The organism is Pseudomonas rustica (genome assembly GCF_018336155.1).
Classification (GTDB): domain Bacteria; phylum Pseudomonadota; class Gammaproteobacteria; order Pseudomonadales; family Pseudomonadaceae; genus Aquipseudomonas; species Aquipseudomonas rustica.
Genome location: NZ_JAGYHF010000012.1, coordinates 90,154 through 106,739, shown reverse-complemented (window position 1 = coordinate 106,739; position 16,586 = coordinate 90,154). Strand labels below are relative to the sequence as shown.

16 protein-coding genes are annotated in these 16,586 nt (G+C 60.1%); 6 read left to right on the top strand and 10 right to left on the bottom strand.

The features are described from left to right. The first annotated feature begins 104 nt into the window (after window positions 1–104). On the top strand, window positions 105–692 hold the full coding sequence (locus KFS80_RS22065; RefSeq protein ID WP_212545907.1) for a LysE family translocator: 588 nt from the start codon (window positions 105–107) through the stop codon (window positions 690–692). A gap of 104 nt (window positions 693–796) precedes the next feature. Here the strand turns inward: KFS80_RS22065 and KFS80_RS22060 are convergent, their stop codons facing one another. The 5 genes from KFS80_RS22060 to KFS80_RS22040 all read right to left on the bottom strand — a co-directional run bounded on the left by KFS80_RS22060 (window position 797) and on the right by KFS80_RS22040 (window position 6,256). Then, window positions 797–1,630: a helix-turn-helix transcriptional regulator gene (locus KFS80_RS22060; RefSeq protein WP_212545906.1), complete on the bottom strand. Its 834-nt coding sequence runs from the start codon at window positions 1,628–1,630 to the stop codon at window positions 797–799. Between the two features lie 35 nt (window positions 1,631–1,665). Next, on the bottom strand, window positions 1,666–2,169 hold the full coding sequence (locus KFS80_RS22055; protein WP_212545905.1) for a VOC family protein: 504 nt from the start codon (window positions 2,167–2,169) through the stop codon (window positions 1,666–1,668). A gap of 92 nt (window positions 2,170–2,261) precedes the next feature. Beyond that, complete coding sequence (locus KFS80_RS22050) at window positions 2,262–4,619, bottom strand: TonB-dependent siderophore receptor (RefSeq protein ID WP_420851066.1); 2,358 nt, start codon at window positions 4,617–4,619, stop codon at window positions 2,262–2,264. Window positions 4,620–4,761: 142 nt separating this feature from the next. After that, complete coding sequence (locus tag KFS80_RS22045; protein WP_212545903.1) at window positions 4,762–5,739, bottom strand: FecR domain-containing protein; 978 nt, start codon at window positions 5,737–5,739, stop codon at window positions 4,762–4,764. Beyond that, complete coding sequence (locus KFS80_RS22040) at window positions 5,732–6,256, bottom strand: sigma-70 family RNA polymerase sigma factor (protein ID WP_159815664.1); 525 nt, start codon at window positions 6,254–6,256, stop codon at window positions 5,732–5,734. Before KFS80_RS22040 ends, KFS80_RS22045 begins: the two co-directional genes overlap by 8 nt. A gap of 289 nt (window positions 6,257–6,545) precedes the next feature. On the opposite strand from KFS80_RS22040, the gene KFS80_RS22035 reads away from it, so the two are divergent. Continuing rightward, window positions 6,546–6,797: a transmembrane sensor/regulator PpyR gene (locus KFS80_RS22035; RefSeq protein ID WP_212545902.1), complete on the top strand. Its 252-nt coding sequence runs from the start codon at window positions 6,546–6,548 to the stop codon at window positions 6,795–6,797. Between the two features lie 119 nt (window positions 6,798–6,916). Here KFS80_RS22035 and KFS80_RS22030 read toward each other — a convergent pair whose 3' ends face one another. Further along, complete coding sequence (locus KFS80_RS22030; RefSeq protein ID WP_212545901.1) at window positions 6,917–7,585, bottom strand: class I SAM-dependent methyltransferase; 669 nt, start codon at window positions 7,583–7,585, stop codon at window positions 6,917–6,919. Between the two features lie 217 nt (window positions 7,586–7,802). Here KFS80_RS22030 and KFS80_RS22025 point away from each other — a divergent pair, with 217 nt between their 5' ends. Further along, a complete protein-coding gene (locus tag KFS80_RS22025) occupies window positions 7,803–8,918 on the top strand; it encodes a sensor histidine kinase (RefSeq protein WP_212545900.1) in 1,116 nt (371 codons plus the stop codon). A 227-nt stretch (window positions 8,919–9,145) separates the two neighbouring features. On the opposite strand, the gene KFS80_RS22020 is transcribed toward KFS80_RS22025, so the two are convergent. The 3 genes from KFS80_RS22020 to KFS80_RS22010 form a co-directional block, all read right to left on the bottom strand. After that, window positions 9,146–9,919 carry a carboxymuconolactone decarboxylase family protein gene (locus tag KFS80_RS22020; RefSeq protein ID WP_212545899.1) on the bottom strand — a complete coding sequence of 258 codons (774 nt, stop codon included), beginning with the start codon at window positions 9,917–9,919 and terminating at the stop codon, window positions 9,146–9,148. 93 nt (window positions 9,920–10,012) lie between these two features. After that, entirely contained in the window at window positions 10,013–10,603 is a 591-nt protein-coding gene (locus tag KFS80_RS22015) for a flavodoxin (protein ID WP_212545898.1), read from the bottom strand. Beyond that, complete coding sequence (locus KFS80_RS22010) at window positions 10,600–11,589, bottom strand: aldo/keto reductase (protein WP_212545897.1); 990 nt, start codon at window positions 11,587–11,589, stop codon at window positions 10,600–10,602. Before KFS80_RS22010 ends, KFS80_RS22015 begins: the two co-directional genes overlap by 4 nt. Window positions 11,590–11,786: 197 nt before the next feature. Between KFS80_RS22010 and KFS80_RS22005 the strand changes: the two genes are divergently transcribed. Continuing rightward, window positions 11,787–12,179: a GFA family protein gene (locus KFS80_RS22005; protein WP_212545896.1), complete on the top strand. Its 393-nt coding sequence runs from the start codon at window positions 11,787–11,789 to the stop codon at window positions 12,177–12,179. A 668-nt stretch (window positions 12,180–12,847) separates the two neighbouring features. Here KFS80_RS22005 and KFS80_RS22000 read toward each other — a convergent pair. Further along, window positions 12,848–13,678, bottom strand: a complete 831-nt coding sequence (locus tag KFS80_RS22000; protein WP_212545895.1) for an alpha/beta fold hydrolase — start codon at window positions 13,676–13,678, stop codon at window positions 12,848–12,850. 267 nt (window positions 13,679–13,945) lie between these two features. Between KFS80_RS22000 and KFS80_RS21995 the strand changes: the two genes are divergently transcribed. Both KFS80_RS21995 and KFS80_RS21990 read left to right on the top strand, forming a co-directional pair. Continuing rightward, window positions 13,946–14,401 carry a (2Fe-2S)-binding protein gene (locus KFS80_RS21995; RefSeq protein WP_003224136.1) on the top strand — a complete coding sequence of 152 codons (456 nt, stop codon included), beginning with the start codon at window positions 13,946–13,948 and terminating at the stop codon, window positions 14,399–14,401. Between the two features lie 22 nt (window positions 14,402–14,423). Beyond that, on the top strand, window positions 14,424–16,586 hold the full coding sequence (locus tag KFS80_RS21990; protein ID WP_212545894.1) for a xanthine dehydrogenase family protein molybdopterin-binding subunit: 2,163 nt from the start codon (window positions 14,424–14,426) through the stop codon (window positions 16,584–16,586).

Here is a 16,586-nt window from a genome sequence, read left to right as displayed (position 1 = left end):
AGCCTTCGGCAGCTCCTACAGGGGCAGGGGCATTTTCTTCAATACTGGGAACCGGGCGCTGGTTAGGGTGGGCGCCTTGTTCCTCGTTTTGAAGCAGGTGTGCGATGAGTCTGATTGTTTCGATGGCGGCGTTTGCGCTGGCGGCGTCCATCACGCCGGGGCCGGTGAATATTGTGGCGTTGAGTTCGGGGGCGCAGTTCGGCTTTCGCGCCAGTCAGCGGCATGTCGCCGGGGCCACGTTAGGATTTGTGTTGCTCTTGGTGCTGATGGGGTTGGGGCTGCATGAAGTGCTGCAGCTGTGGCCGTTCATGACCCGCGTGGTGCAACTGGCCGGTGTGGCGTTTTTGCTGTTCATGGCGTGGAAACTGGCTACCGATGATGGGCAACTGAACGCCAAGGATTCAGCGCGGGCACCGTCGATGCTGTACGGCGCGGTGATGCAATGGCTCAACCCCAAGGCGTGGCTGGCCTGTGTGGCGGGGATGGGCGCGTTTGTCGCCGATGGTGAGGCGCGGCTGGTCTGGCAGTTTGCGGCGGTGTATCTGGTGATCTGCTATGTGTCGGTGGGTTGCTGGGTGTATGCCGGGACGTTCTTGCGCGGGTATTTGAGCAATGCGGCGGGGATGCGTTGGTTTAACCGCAGCATGGCGCTCTTGCTGGCAGTCAGCGCAATCTACCTGCTGATCACCTGACCCCTTGTAGGAGTGAGCCTGCTCGCGACAGCGGTCTTTCAATAAAAAATGTGTGGCTGACACACCTCTATCGCGAGCAGGCTCACTCCTACATTGGATCGCGGTCAGCCGCGATACTGGCCGGGGGTTGCGGCCAGGTGTTGTTTGAACGCGCGCTGAAAATGCGCTTGATCAGCAAACCCAGCCTCCAGCGCCACATCGGCAATCAACTGCCCGCCACGCAAACGCTCGCGGGCGAACTGGATGCGCTGATTGACCAAAAACGCATGCGGGGTCATGCCGTAATGCTGCTTGAACGCGCGGATCAAATACGACGGTGACAACTGCGCCGCCGCGCAAATATCCTCAAGGCTGAGCAGTTCCGTGCAGTGCTCACGAATAAAATCCGCCGCCCGTTCCAGCTTGAAATTCGGCTCGCGCAACGCTTGCCCGGCCGGGTTCAGGCGCCATTGCAGATCACTGAAAAACTCCACCGCCGTGCTCTGTTTACGCAGCACATCCTGCTGATCGTCGACCAACACTTCGTACAGCGCCATCAAACCGCGAAACAGCGCCGCATCCTGCAAGTGCGTGGCGGAAAACCGGCGAAATTCCAGATCCTCACCAAACCCCAACTGATGCTGCAAATCCGTCAGCCACGGCGTCTCGACGTACAGCATCACGTACGACCATGGCTGATCATCAATCGGATTGCAGGCGTGCACATCGCCCGGGTTCATCAACACCACCGTGCCCGCCGCGACCTCGAACTGCGCCTGTTCATGCACATAAGTACTGCGCCCGGCAGTGATCGCGCCGATGGAAAAGTGCGCGTGGGAATGCCGGGCGTAACAGACTTCGCGACCATCGGCGATGGCCCGTGCTTCGATGAAGGGCAGGGCGTCGTCGCGCCAGAAGCGCGGGGCTTTTTCAGGGTTTTTGGCGGCAGCGTGTTTCATTATGGTTATTCCCGGCAGGCCAGTGCCCGAGTGTATTAGCTCTGGCCGGCAAAGGCCCGTTCCAGTTCGGCAATGTCGAGTTTTTTCATTTTGAACATCGCCTGCATGGCCCGCTGCGACTTGCTGGTGTCGGCGTCCAGCATCATCTGCATGAACGCCACCGGGACGATTTGCCACGACACGCCGAACTTGTCCTTGAGCCAGCCACATTGCTGCGCTTCGACCGGGCCGCCCGCAGACAGTTGGCCCCAGAAATGGTCGACTTCTTCCTGATTCTGACAATTGACCTGAAACGAAATCGCTTCAGTGAACTTGAACATCGGCCCGCCATTCAGCCCGGTAAACGTACGACCATCGAGCTCGAAACTAACGGTCATCACCGCGCCTTCCGGCTTGCCGTGAAATTCCTGACCGACCTTGCTGTAGTGGGTCAGGCCGGTGATTTTCGCGTGATCGAAGATCGAGCAATAGAACTTCGCCGCCGCTTCGGCCTGATCATCGAACCACAGGCACGGCGTGATTTTTTGAAAGCGTTGCATGGCAGTCATCCTCGGCAGGTTAGACACGCTGGACTTTCAGCGTAGACAGTCCTTGGTCGAATGGCAGTGCCGTAGATCGACAAGTCGCGGCGTCAAAAATCCCAGCGCGCTGCCAGTTGCAGGCTGCGCGGTTCGCCGTAGAAGCCGGTGCCGAAGTTGCCGAGGCCGGTGTAGTAGGTTTTGTCGAAGAGGTTTTTCACATTGAGCGTGGTGCTCAAATGTTCGTTGAAGCGGTAGCGCGCCATCGCGTCGACCAGGTAATAACTGTCCTGAGTGATGCGCACGTTCTGATCGGCGCCGGGCTGGAACACGTTGCCGAAGAATTCGCTCTGCCAACTGATGCCGCCGCCCAGGGTCAGGTTTTGCCAGACACCGGGCAGGTGATAGCTGCTGAACAGGCGGACTAACTGCTCCGGCGCGGTGGTTTGCAGGATTGAGGCATAGACCGGATCGCCGTTGGCATCGCGTGTGTGGTTGTAGGCGTAACCGGCGGAGAGGTTCCAGCCGTCGGCGACTTCGCCAGCCAGTTCCAACTCGAAACCTTTGGTGGTCGCGCCTTGCACCGCGCGATAAACAGCCTGCGTGTCGAAGCCGCTGACCTGCTCGGCGACGTTGTCTTGTTCGATGCGAAACACGGCAAAACTGGCGTTGACCCGACCGTCGAAGTATTCGGCTTTTATCCCCGCCTCATAGCTGTCGCCTTGCACCGGGTCGAGCACTTGGCGCGCGGCGTCCTTGCTCAGTTGCGGCTGATAAACGCGCGTGTAACTGGTGTACAGCGAGTAGGTAGCGTTGAGATCGTAGACCGCGCCGGCGTAAGGCGTGACCACGCCGGTCTGGCGGTAGCCATCGCGCACATCGGCCGTGGCCGGGTCGCTGTAGTCGAGGTGGTCGCTGGCGGTGAAATCACTGACGCGTCCGCCGAGGATCAGCGCCAGATCGTCGCTGGCCTTGAAGCGGGTCGAGACGTACGCGCCGGTCTGGCGTTGGCTGATGTCGTCGGTGCCGATCTTCGGGATATCGGGTTTGGCGAACTCGCCGTGCCAGTCGAAAATACTGCCGTCCAGCGGCGGATAAACCGAGCCGTACAGCGGGTTGTTCTGGCGCGTGTTCATCGACATGAAACCGACGATCATCTGGTGCTCGCGACCGAACAACGAGAACGGCCCGCCGAGGTTGAGATCGACGTTGTCCTGCACCTCGTCGCCCTTGAATTTGCCCATGTAGAGGAACATGCCATCGCCGGTCACCGGATCTGGATTACCGCCGCTGGCCGAGCCGAGCAAGGTGTCGTGCTCGCGGTGTTTGCGGTCGTAGCTGAGTTTCAGCGTCCAGTCGTTTTGCAGTTGTCGGGCGACGGAAGCGAACAAGGTTTGGTTGCTGAAATCGCGGCGGCTCCAGTCAGTGGCCGGGTTGAACGAGCGAGAGAAATTCGTCCGCGAACCATCGCTGTAGAACATCGGAAAACCCGTCCAGCTCGCGCCGCGTGAGCGAGTGTTTTGCTGGTCGAAACCGAAGGTCAGCAGAGTGTCCGGACTGAGATCGGCTTCGACGATGGCGTAGGCGATGTCCTTGGTGTTCTGGTAGTGATCGGCGTGGGCGCTGCGTTCCTGATGAACGCCGACAAAGCGTGCACGCAGGTTGCTGTTCAGAGCGCCGGAGATATCGGCTTCGCTGCGGTAGTTGTCCCACGACCCGACGCTGCCGCTGAGCGCGGCTTTGAAGGCTTGCGTCGGGCGTTTGCGGATCAGGTTCACCGTGGCCGAAGGGTCGCCCGAACCGGTCATCAATCCCGTCGCGCCCTTGATGATTTCGACGCGGTCGAAGGTCGCCATGTCGGTGCTGGTGGTGCCGTAATCGTAAACGCCGTCGTAGTCGGTATTGACGCCGTCGTACTGGAAATTGGTGATCGGCGCGCCACGGCTGGAAAACTCCCAGCGCTCGCTGTCGTAGTTCTGCACGCTGATCCCCGGCGAGCGGCGCAGCACATCGGCGATGCCGTTGGCGCCTTGGTCATCGATTTGCTGGCGGGTGATCACGGTCACCGACTGCGGGGTTTCGCGCAGCGACAGCGCCAGGCCGGTGGCGGATGCGCTGACGCCGGTGGTGTAGGCGTGAGTGTCCTCGGTGATCGCGCCGAGGGATTTGCCGTTGATGGTGGTGGCGTCCAGTTGCAGCGGATCTGCGTTGGCTGAGCGGCGTAAAACGTAACCGCCACCCGCTTGCCGCATAGCTTGCAGGCCGCTGTCCTTGAGCAGGATCTGCAAGGCTTGCTGCGGCGTGTAGTCACCGCTGAGGCCGAAGCTGCGTTTGTCTGCTGCAAGGTCATTGTGCCCGGCGATAAACACGCCGCTTTGTTCGGCGAAGCGGTTGAGCACTGTGACCAACGAACCGGGCGCAACCGAATAATGCTGTATCTGCCCCTCCGCTAACGCACACATCGCCGGCATGGCAGACGCCAGGGCCAAGGCAAAACGAGTGCGGGCGAGGGTAGAGCGCAACATGGAGTTCCCGGGGCAATCAACGAAATGAGGGGGCTAATGGTTAACCGAATGAACCAGCGAAAAGGGAACCGCGATATGAAAAAAAACCTCAGGCTTTTGGCCCGACGCTAACCCACCAATCGAAGGTTTTGTTGATGCGGATCGGCAGCGCCGCTTCCAGCAGACGCAAGGCTTGATCGGTGTCCTTGAGCGGGAATGAACCCATCACCGGTAACGCGGCCACGACCGGGTCGCAATGCAGATGCCCCGCTCGATAGCGGCTGAGTTCTTCGATCAACTTGCCCAGCGGCAGGTTATCGGCCAGCAACACACCCCGGCGCCAGGCTTCGCGAGAAGGATCGGCAGCGCTGGTGATGTTCATGCGGCCAGTGCTGAAGTTGATTTGCTGGCCGGCCTGAATCACGGCGGTTTCGCCCTGACGATTAGTGGCTTCGACCGCGCCTTCAAAGACATTCAGTACGGTGTTGTGCTCGTTCTGCCGTACGCTGAAACGCGTGCCCAGCGCACGCATGCGGCCATGTTCGGTCTCAACCCAAAAGGCTCGGTCGAGGTCTTTGGCGGTGTCGATCAGCACTTCGCCGGCACGCAGTTGCAGCAGGCGCTGGTGCGCATCGAAACGCACATTCAGGGCACTCAAGGCGTTGAGCCAGATGCGGCTGCCGTCGCTTAACGTCGCTTCGCGGGTTTCGCCGGTGCCGGTGGAAAGGTCGGCAGTCAACCGCTCGACTGAATCCATCAGCGGCGTGTTGCGCTCGATGGCCCATCCGGCCATGCCGGTCGCGGCCAAAATCAACAAACCTTTGAGCGACTGACGACGGCTGATCGACGTGCGCGCGCTGCTGCGCAAGGTGTGGCTGACGGCTTCGGTCTCTTGCTGCAACGGCGCAAAACGCTGGCCGACCCGTTCGATATAACGCCAGGCGGCCTGATGCTCGGGGCTCTGTGCGAGCCAGGCCTGCCAGCGCAGATGTTCTTGCTCGGCGACCGGCTCGTCATGTAATTGCACGTACCAGTGCGCCGCTTGTTCGAGGCTGGCGTGGCTGAGTGTTTGCGTGGCGTTATTCAATCAGCAGACCATCGAGTTCGGCTTCAAGGATGGCGCAGTGCATCATCGCTTGCGCCAGGTATTTCTTGATCATCCGCTCGCTGACGCCGATCTGTTCGGCGATCAGTTTGTAGGGCATGCCGTGCAATTGCGCGAGGATGAACGCGTCGCTGACCCGCTGCGGCAGGCGCTGGAGCATGGCGTCCACTTCCAGCAGGGTCTCGACGATGATCGCCTGTTGCTCGGGCGAGGGCTGCAGGGCCGGCGGGCGATTGGCGAGGGTTTCCAGCCAGGTCTGTTCCAGTTGCCGACGGCGCCAGTGATCGACGCACAAGCCACGGGCAATGGTCGCCAGATAAGAGCGTTCGTGGACTTCGCCGTTGAAGGTTTGCGGACGCTTGAGCACGCGGATGAAAGTGTCATGCGCAAGGTCGGCGGCATCCATTGCGTTGCTCAGGCGCCGACGCAATAGCTCGTGCAGCCAGCGGTGATGGCTGAGGTAGAGATTCTGCACGAGTGAGGTGTCGGCGACCGTCATCAGAGCAAGCGTCCAGAGTGACCGTTGCGGGTCTAAATAGGAATGGGTCGCGATTAAAGCAAAAGGACGCAGGTCGCGCAAATGATATTGGTTTGCTTTTAGGCGATGGCGTTGATGGTTTGAGCTGAATGTAGTCTTAATGACAAATACCCGAGTCAAAAAGACCTTTATTGATCTGTGTCAATTTGACTCTGATTTTTGCAGGTGGCTGATTTTGTTGGATTATAAATCTGGCACGAGACTTGAAGTGGTCAAGGTACAAAACTGAACAGCTCAGGAGACCGCCACCATGCTCACTTTCTTCGAAAGCCCGCTGAACGTTCTGAACCTGTCGAGCAAAGTCCTCGTCGCCGGTCTAGTCATGCTGCTGGCCGGGATCTACGGCGCTTATCTCTACGAGGGCCACATGGCGATTGCGCTGCTGGTGGCGATGCACGCGCTGACTATCCTCGGCCCGACCCTGATTAAAATCGGCTACGTCATGCGTTTGTTGGCGCAGTATCGTCTGCGCGGCCCGCGATTGATCCTGCAAACCGCGTAACCCTTGTAGGAGCCGAGCTTGCTCGCGAAGGCGGCGTATCAAGCAACACAGGCTCAAGCCGTGCCGACGCCTTCGCGAGCAAGCTCGGCTCCTACAGGGTTAGCGGTGTTTTTTGGATATCAGTTGCGCTCAGCCACCATCAGTAGTGACTGCGGCACCGGGCTTTGCGGGTGCTGCGGCTCTTGTAGGCCGACCAGCCGCAACCCGGCCATATCCAGCGCATTGAACCAACTCGACAACGTGCGGAAATACCACGGCATCGGCTGCCACTGGCCCTTGAACCCGGTGAACGATTCTTCGCGCCAGCCGTCCTGATATTCGCCTGCCGCAACGGCCCATGGATGCAGGGTCTGGATGATCAGGGCGCCGCCAGGAATCAACAGCGCATTCATCGCAGCCAGCAATGGAATGATGTTCTGATGCAGCAGCGAAAAATTCGCGCAGATCAAATCGTAATCCCCGCCAACATCAACCTTCGCCTCGACCAACGCGTCGTAGTCGGCGACATGCACGGTGCAAGTGCCGGCCAGACGTGCCGCGTCCACCAGCGTCGCATCGCCATCGACGCCCACCGCCTCAATCCCCCGAGCCGCCAACGCCCGCAGCAACCAGCCTTCGCCGCAACCCAGATCAAGCACACGCGCCGGCTGACGCCCGATGATCGCCAGTAGAACGGCTTGATCAGTCACCTGCTGCCGGCTCTCAATGGCACCGCTGCGGATGACGTCGATCCACGCGTCGGCGTTGTCGTGCCAGCTCTGCAGCAGGGCGGATTCGGGGGAGGGCATGTCGGTCTCCGACAGGGTTGAAAGAAAGCAGTCCGGGAGAACCACAGTATGGACGCGGCGCCGCATTCAGCGAGCTTACCAACGGGCATCAGTCTGCACGGCGGGCAGACATCGATTGCGTGTATGCTCTGCTCCTTTCCTGTCTCACTGCGTACGCCTGCATTCGATTCCTTGCGTTTTGAACCCATGGCGCGTGCCTCTCTATGCTGGAGCCCTAATGATTTCGCAGAGCTTCATCGACCCGTGCGACTCGCCCGAACGTCTTGCCGTGCTGCACGGCTATGAAATCCTCGATACCCCACGCGAAGCGGATTTTGACGAGCTCGTGAGCCTGGCCGCCGCCATCTGCGACGCGCCAATTTCGGTGATGAACCTGATAGACCGCCACCGCCAATGGTTCAAGGCGGAAACAGGCTTGGGAATCCGCGAAACACCCTTGGACGTTTCCATCTGCCGTCACGTCCTTCTGCAGCCCGGCATCACCGTCATACCCGATCTGCGCGCTGACCCGAGGATGAGCTCCAACCCGCTGGTGACGGCCGATGAAGGTTTGCGCTTCTACGCCGGCTGCTTGCTGGAGACGGCGGAAGGCTACGGCCTCGGGACGCTGTGCATTCTCGACCGACACCCGCGACAGCTGAGCCCGCAACAGAAAATCGCCCTGGTGACGTTGGCCAAACAGGTCATGGCGCAAATGGAGCTAAGGCGCTCGCTGCGGCAGAAAAATCAGCTGCTCGAGCAAAAGGACATGCTCCTCAAGGAAATCAACCATCGGACGAAGAATCACCTGCAACTGATCATCGGGTTGATCCAACTGCAAATACGCCAATTGGCAGATCCCGTCGCCCGCGCGGCACTCGTCGATACCAGCCGACGGATCATGAGCATCGCCGCCGTCCACGAAAAGCTGTATCAGGCCGATCAAGTGGAAACGGTCAACGCAGGTATTTATCTGGCCGAGTTGATCGATGGACTGCGCGGTTCAGCCTCGGCGCAAACACGCTTCGTGATCGACCTGGACGACGTCATCCTGCCGCTGGACAAGGCGATCCCGTTGGCGTTGGTGCTCAACGAACTGGTCACCAATGCCCTTAAATACGCCTACGCCGACAAGTCGGCGGGGGACGTGTTTATCGAGCTGAAGGCCGCTGCTGGTCAGGTGCTGCTGAACGTGACCGATAAGGGCGCGGGGCTGCCTGCGGGGTTTGATCTGAAACAGCATTCGTCCGTGGGAATGAAGATCATCAAATCCCTGACCCGCCAACTGCGGGGCGAGATGTCGATGCTCAATATGAGCCCGGGGTTGCAGTGTTCGCTGAGATTTCCGTTTTAAAGCCGTAAGTATCGCCATTGCGCAAAACCATTCGCCATGGAGGGCTCGTCAGGGCTTGAACCGCAACGCATCGACAACAACGCCGAATGCCGTCGGCCAGATGGCTGGCGACCATGTCTTCCGGCAGAAAGCCCAGACCGCATCCTGCCACCGCAGCGCGCAGAATCGGTTTGGCTCAGTCCGGCTATTTTTCGATGAAGAATTGCTGCGTTAGGTCAAACGGGCGATCACTTGTTTGAAGCCGCGAGTGCCTCTTTCAGCGCCCCATCTGCACGTTCAGCCGTCTGCGCGTCGCCGTGTTTTTTCAGCAGTTCACTGACCTCGTGCAACTGTGCTGCGCTGAGTCCCACGCGCAGGCTCGCCGCCATGTGCGAGCGCAATTGCGATTCCACCCCCGGCGTTGCCGCCAGCGCCCCGACGGTCGCCAGTTCGCGGCTTTGCCAGTCGAGGTTGTCGCGCTCGAAGATGTCGCCGAACAGGTGGGTTTGCAGGAACTGGTTGGCTACCGGGGCGAACTCGAACACCGGGCCTTTGACCGGAGCGCCGGAGATCTTCGTTTGATTGGCGGTGCCGGCGGCCAGCAGTTCATCACCGGTCGGAATCGCCCGGCTCGGTTCACGCCCCGGCGCATCGTCAATGCCGCGCTGTTTGCGCGCTTGCACCACAGTCATCAATTCGTTCAAGGCGTTCAGGCTGCGCGGGAAGCCGACATAGGCGTAGAGCTGCACGAGAATTTCCCGGGTTTCGCTGATGGTCAGGCCGGCATCGAGTCCCTGGTTGAGCGCCGTGTTGAGGTTGGGCATGTCGCTGGCCGCCATGAACGCGGCGATCAGTGGAATCGATTGTTGTTGGCTGGACAAAGTTGCTGCGCTTGCTGGCGTGCTGGTCATGGGTTGCGATGCCTCGGCTGCGTGAGTGGTAACGCTGAACATTGCCCCGACACTCAGACAGAGCGCCATGAGTGCGGGAAGGGCGGTATGGTTGCGGACATCGATGTTCATCAGATCAACTCCGTTCAGGTCGTGACGCGGTGCCGCGCGGGGGCCGTGGCCAGCGTGCGGATTTTCAAGATGTCACTCGGTACAAAAATTCAATTAACGCGTGACAGGGTGATCGCTCAGCCAGCCGTTCACGCGTTCCATGGTCTTGCGCTCCTGCTCACCCTCCATCACAAAACCTTCCAGCACCTTGGCTTTCGGCGCGTGCTGGACGAGGATGCTGCGGCTATTACCCAAGCCATAGCCGCCGTGGGTGTTGAAGGGGATGAGCGTTTTACCGGTCCAGTCGTGAGCGCTCAGAAACGCGCGGATGATCGGCGGGGCGGTTTCCCCCCAGATCGGAAAGCCGAGATAAATCGTGTCGTAGTCGCTGAGGGCGTGAACCGTGTTTTGCAGTTCGGGTTCGAAGCCGCTGTCACGCTCCTGATGCGCCTGTTCCACGGTTTGCAGATAGTCCTCGGGGTAGGCATGGACCGGGCGAATCTCGAAGAGATCGGCACCCAGTCCACGTTGAATCAGCCCGGCGACCACGCGGGTATTGCCGGAGCGCGAGAAGTACGCGACCAGAATCCGCGAGCCTGAGCGCGGTGTTTCACTGGCACTCTGCGTGTCGGCGAGCGACAGCAGTGGGGCGCTGGCCAGTGCGGCGATCACCGTGCGCCGCAGCGGATCGTGATCGTGGCTCATCGGCCGACGCGCGCCTTGAGGGCTTCGGGATAACGCTCGCCTTCGATGCTTATTTGCGCCAGCGCTGAGTCAATTGCCTTGAGTTCAGCAGCGTCGAGCGTGATGTCCGCGCCGCCGAGGTTTTCTTCCAGGCGATGCAGTTTGGTCGTGCCCGGAATCGGCACAATCCACGGTGCCTGCGCGAGCAGCCAGGCCAGCGCGATCTGCGCCGGGGTGGCTTGTTTCTGCGCGGCGATCTGGCGGATCAACACCACCAGCCCCTGATTCGCTTGCAGCGCCGACTGGCTGAAGCGCGGGACGATGCTGCGGAAGTCATCGCTGCCGTAAGTGGTTTGCGCCGACACCGTGCCGGTAAGAAAACCCTTGCCCAGCGGGCTGAACGGCACGAAGCCGATGCCCAATTCCCAAAGCGTCGGCAGGATTTCCTGCTCGGGCTCGCGCCACCACAGCGAGTATTCGCTTTGCAGCGCGGTGACCGGTTGCACCGCATGGGCGCGCCGAATGGTTTGCGCGCCGGCCTCCGACAGGCCGAAGTGCTTGACCTTGCCTTCGCCGATCAAATCTTTCACCGCGCCGGCGACGTCCTCGATTGGCACGTCCGGATCGACGCGGTGCTGGTAGAGCAAATCGATGTAATCAGTCTTCAACCGCTTCAACGATCCCTCGACGGCAACCCGGATGTGCTCGGGGCGGCTGTTGAGAATCTGCTGCTTATTGTCGTCACCGAAGGTGAAGCCGAACTTGGTGGCGATGACGACTTTGTCACGAACGGGCGCTAGTGCTTCACCGACCACTTGCTCGTTCAGGTAAGGGCCGTAGACCTCGGCGGTGTCGAAGAACGTCACGCCTCGGTCAACGGCTGAACGGATCAGTGCGATGGCTTGCTGGGTATCCGTGGCCGGGCCATAACCGTGACTCAAGCCCATGCAGCCAAAGCCGAGGGCGGATACTTCGAGTGAGCTGTTGCCGAGTGTGCGCTTGTGCATGTCGATCTCCCGTTGGGCGTTGGGAGAACAGTAAGCGAGCTGACTGGTGAGGACTAGACGGGTAAAACAGGATGGCTTGATGAGTTGTGCTCATTAATAGACTGGAAGACGCAGGATCAAGACCGTCCGTGGCAACCGAGCAAACCTTTTCCAGACTGAATGATCTCTAACTTGAAGTTGAATAGCTGAGGTGCACCATGAACAAATCAACCGGCGGCTGCCTGTGCGGCGATGTCCGTTTCGAAGTGTCCGGCCAGCCTTACCGCGTCGGCATCTGCCATTGCCTCGACTGCCGCAAACGCCACGGCGCGCTGTTCCACACCTCGGCCATATTCCCCGAAGACGCGCTCAAGGTCAGCGGCGAAACCCGTGACTACAACGGACGATTCTTCTGCCCGCGCTGCGGTTCTCCCGTATTTACGCGTTCGGAAGATGAAGTCGAGGTTAACGTCGGATCGCTCGATGAGCCGGATCAGTTCAAACCCACTTACGAACTCTGGACGATACGCCGGGAGGCGTGGTTGCCGGCGTTGCCGCTGGCCCACCACTACGAACGTGACCGCGAAAGCACGGGCCGAACCGAACAATAATTGCAGCCCACCATCTGCCTTTGTGGGAGCGGGCTTGCTCGCGAAAGCAGTGGATCAGTCGGCCCAACATTGACGGACAGACCGCATTCGCGAGCAAGCCCGCTCCCACAGGGGATGGGTGTGGATCTCAGAATTAAGGATTAGCACACGTCATTGTGGGAGCGAGCCTGCTCGCGAATGCGGTGTATCAGTCGGCCCAACATTGAGTGACAGACCGCATTCGCGAGCAAGCCCGCTCCCACATGGGATGGGTGTGGATCTCAGGGTTGAGGATTGGCACACGTCATTGTGGGAGCGGGCTTGCTCGCGAAAGCGGTGTATCAGTCGGCCCAACATTGAGTGACAGACCGCATTCGCGAGCAAGCCCGCTCCCACAGGGGGTGGGTGTGGATCTCAGAGTTGAGGATTGGCACACGTCATTGTGGGAGCAGGCTTGCTCGCGAAAGCAGTGGATCAGTCGGCCCAACATTGACTGACAGACGGCATTCGCGAGCAAGCCCGCTCCCACATGGGATGGGTGTGGATCTCAGGGTTGAGGATTGGCACACGTCATTGTGGGAGCTGGCTTGCCAGCGAAAGCAGTGGGTCAGTCAGCACGGCAATGTCTGATTGAATGCTTTCGCGAGCAGGCTCGCTCCCACAGGGGAGAGTGTGTATGACCAGCAATTTTAGCCGCGAATAAATGCCAGCAGATCCGCGTTAATGGTATCCGCCTCCGTCGTCGGCATTCCGTGTGGAAACCCCGGGTACGACTTCAGTGTGCCGTTGGGCAGCAACTTCGCCGACAACGGCGCCGAGTTGGCGTACGGCACAATCTGGTCATCCTCACCGTGCATCACCAACACCGGCACGGTGACTTTCTTCAGGTCTTCGGTGAAGTCCGTCTGCGAAAACGCCACGATCCCGTCGTAATGCGCCTTCGCCCCGCCAATCATGCCCTGGCGCCACCAATTGGCGATCACCCCTTCGGACGCCTTCGCCCCCGGCCGGTTGTAGCCATAAAACGGCCCGGTCGGAATATCCCGGTAAAACTGCGCGCGATTTGCCGCCAAATTCGCCTGAAACTCATCGAACACTGATTTCGGTAACCCACCCGGATTACTCTCGGTCTGCACCATCAACGGCGGCACCGCGCTGATCAACACGCCTTTGGCGACGTTGTCCTGGCCATGCCGGGCGATGTAATGAATGACCTCACCGCCCCCGGTCGAGTGGCCGACGTGCACCACGTTCTTCACGCCCAAGTGATTAACCACCGCCAGCGCATCATCGGCGTAGTGATCCATGTCGTGGCCGTCCCAGACCTGGCTCGAACGCCCGTGGCCACGGCGGTCATGGGCAATCACCCGAAAGCCTTTGCCGAGGAAAAACAGCATCTGCGCATCCCAATCGTCGGAGCTCAGCGGCCAGCCGTGGTGGAAGTGGATCACCGGCGCATCTTTCGGGCCCCAGTCTTTGTAGAAGATTTCGACGCCGTCTTTGGTGGTGACAAATCCCATGTTCGCTACTCCAGACCAATGTGATGGATAACCCGCGCGGTGGGCGCGGACCGGTTTCGCTCATGACGAGTTTTCTAAGGTGATGGCTCGGGTGCGAGCCGTTATCAACTGTAGGATTAAAGTCGACATCTGCATGACCGGTGGTCGCAACGTCTGGCTTCATGCGCAATTTAGGCTTTGCTGAAAGGGATAAGCCGAGGCGCGCGTAGGCATGTTTGGCCACAGCGGCGCCCCTTCAGAACACCGTGAGTCTGAGGAAATTCCCCGATGCTGACCTTGAATATCAATGGCAAGGATCAGGAGCTCGATGTCCCCGCGGACATGCCGTTGCTCTGGGTTCTGCGCGATGTCGCGCACCTGACCGGTACCAAATTCGGCTGCGGCATGGCCCAGTGCGGGGCCTGCACCGTGCACGTCGACGGGGCGCCGTTGCGCGCCTGCATTACGCCGGCGACCGCCGTGGCCCACGGGCAGAAAATTCTCACCATCGAAGGCCTGTCCACCGACGGTTCGCACCCGGTGCAGCAAGCCTGGGCTGAACTTGACGTGGTGCAGTGCGGTTACTGCCAGTCGGGGCAGATCATGTCTGCCGCCGCATTGTTGGCGAAAATCCCCAAACCCACCGACAGCGATATCGATCAGGCGCTCTCCGGCAATATCTGCCGCTGCGGCACCTATCCGCGAATCCGCGCAGCGGTGAAGCGTGCATCGGAAATCGGCTGATTGATTACGTGGGAGTCGGGTGATGAACAGTCCTGTATCGCGTCGGGGTTTTCTCAAGGGTAGCGCCGTGTTGGGCGGCGGTTTGGTGGTGGCGTTCGTCGTCCCCGGCGGACATAAGTTTGCCTATGCGGCCGAGAACGAAGGCAAGGTCTTTGCGCCGAATGCGTTTTTGCGCATCGCGGCGGACAACAGCGTCACCGTGTTGCTCGGGCATTCGGAAATGGGCCAGGGCATCTGGACCGGCCTGACCATGTTGATTGCCGAAGAGCTGGATGCCGACTGGTCGAAGATCCGCGTCGAACATTCGCCCGCATCAGCAGCGGACTACGGCATGCCGGGGTTTGGCGGCATGCAGATTACCGGCGGTTCAACGTCGACATGGATGGAGTTTGATCGCTATCGGCTGGCAGGCGCGACCGCTCGGCAAATGTTGGTTGAAGCAGCGGCGAAGCGTTTTGAAGTGGCGCCCTCGGCGATTCGCACTGAGTCGGGCGTGGTGATTGCCGGCGATCAACGTGCAACTTACGGCGAGCTGGCGGACGCCGCCGGGCAACTCCCCGTGCCGGATCCGAAATCGATCACCTTCAAGGAAGCCAAGGACTGGAAAGTCATCGGCAAACCGACCAAGCGCCTCGACACGCCGGAGAAAATCACCGGCCGAGCCAAGTTCGGCATGGATGTGCAGTTCGAAGGCTTGATGACGGCGATGGTCGCGCGCGCCCCGGTGTTTGGTGCCAGCGTCAAATCCTTCGAAGGCGCCGAAGCGTTGGCGGTGCCGGGCGTGCACAAAGTGCTGCAAGTACCGACCGGTGTCGCGGTGATTGCCGATCATTATTGGGCGGCGAAGCTCGGGCGGGATGCGCTGAAGATTGACTGGGATCTAGGCCCGCATGCGGATCTGAGCAGTGAAAAATTGCTGGAGAGTTTCCGCAAACTGGCCACGACGCAAGGCACGTCAGCCAGTCAGGCCGGGGATGCCAAGGGCACTTTTGGCAAAGCCACGAAGAAAATCGACGTTGAATACAGCGTGCCGTATCTGGCCCACGCGCCGATGGAACCGCTCAATTGCACGGTGAAGATCAGTGCCGAGAAATGCGAGATCTGGACGGGTACGCAGTTTCAGACGCTGGATCAAATGGTCGCCGGCAAGATCACCGGGTTGAAGCCTGAACAAGTGGAAATCCACACCGAATTTCTTGGCGGCGGTTTTGGGCGTCGAGCCAATCCAACGTCGGACTTCGTTGCCGAAGCCGTGCAAGTGGCGAAAGCCGCGGCTATGCCGGTGAAAACCGTATGGTCGCGGGAAGATGACATTCGTGGCGGTTACTACCGGTCGATGTTCCTGCATCAGGCGAAGATCGGTTTGGGCGCTGATGGTTTGCCGTCGAGTTGGCAGCATGTGTTGGTTGGGCAGTCGATCATGGCGGGCACCATGCTGGAGCAAACCATGGTCAAGAACGGCATCGATTCGACGTCGGTCGAGGGCGTGGCCGACAGTCCTTACGTCAAAGGTCTGGCCAATCATCAAGTGGATCTGCATTCGCCGCAGACTGGCATCAATGTGTTGTGGCTGCGTTCGGTGGGCCATAGCCACACCGGTTTTGTGATGGAATCGCTGATCGATGAAATGGCCACGGCGGCGGGCAAGGATCCGGTCGAGTACCGACGAACCTTGCTCAAGGACCATCCTCGGCATCTAGGTGTTTTGAATCTGGCGGTGGAGAAGGCCAATTGGAAGGCTCCGTTGCCGGATGGTCATGCACTTGGCGTGGCGGTGCACGAATCGTTCGGCAGCTACGTGGCGCAGGTCGCCGAGGTGTCGCAGGACAATCTGGCGATTCGCGTGCACCGCGTGGTTTGCGCCGTGGATTGTGGGATCGCGGTGAATCCGCAGAGCATCGCCGCGCAGATGGAGTCGTGCATCACCTTCGGCCTGGGCATGGTGCTGCACAGCAAACTGACGCTCAAGGACGGCGCGGTGGTGCAGTCCAACTACCACGATTATCAGGTGCTGCGGCTCAACGAGATGCCGGTAGTGGAAGTGCACATCGTGCCCAGCAGCGACAAACCCGGCGGCATCGGCGAGGCCGGTGTGCCGCCGACTGCGCCGGCGGTGGCCAACGCGGTGTTCGCCCTGACCGGGCAACGTCTGCGCGAGTTGCCGCTGCAACTGTCGGGGGTGTGA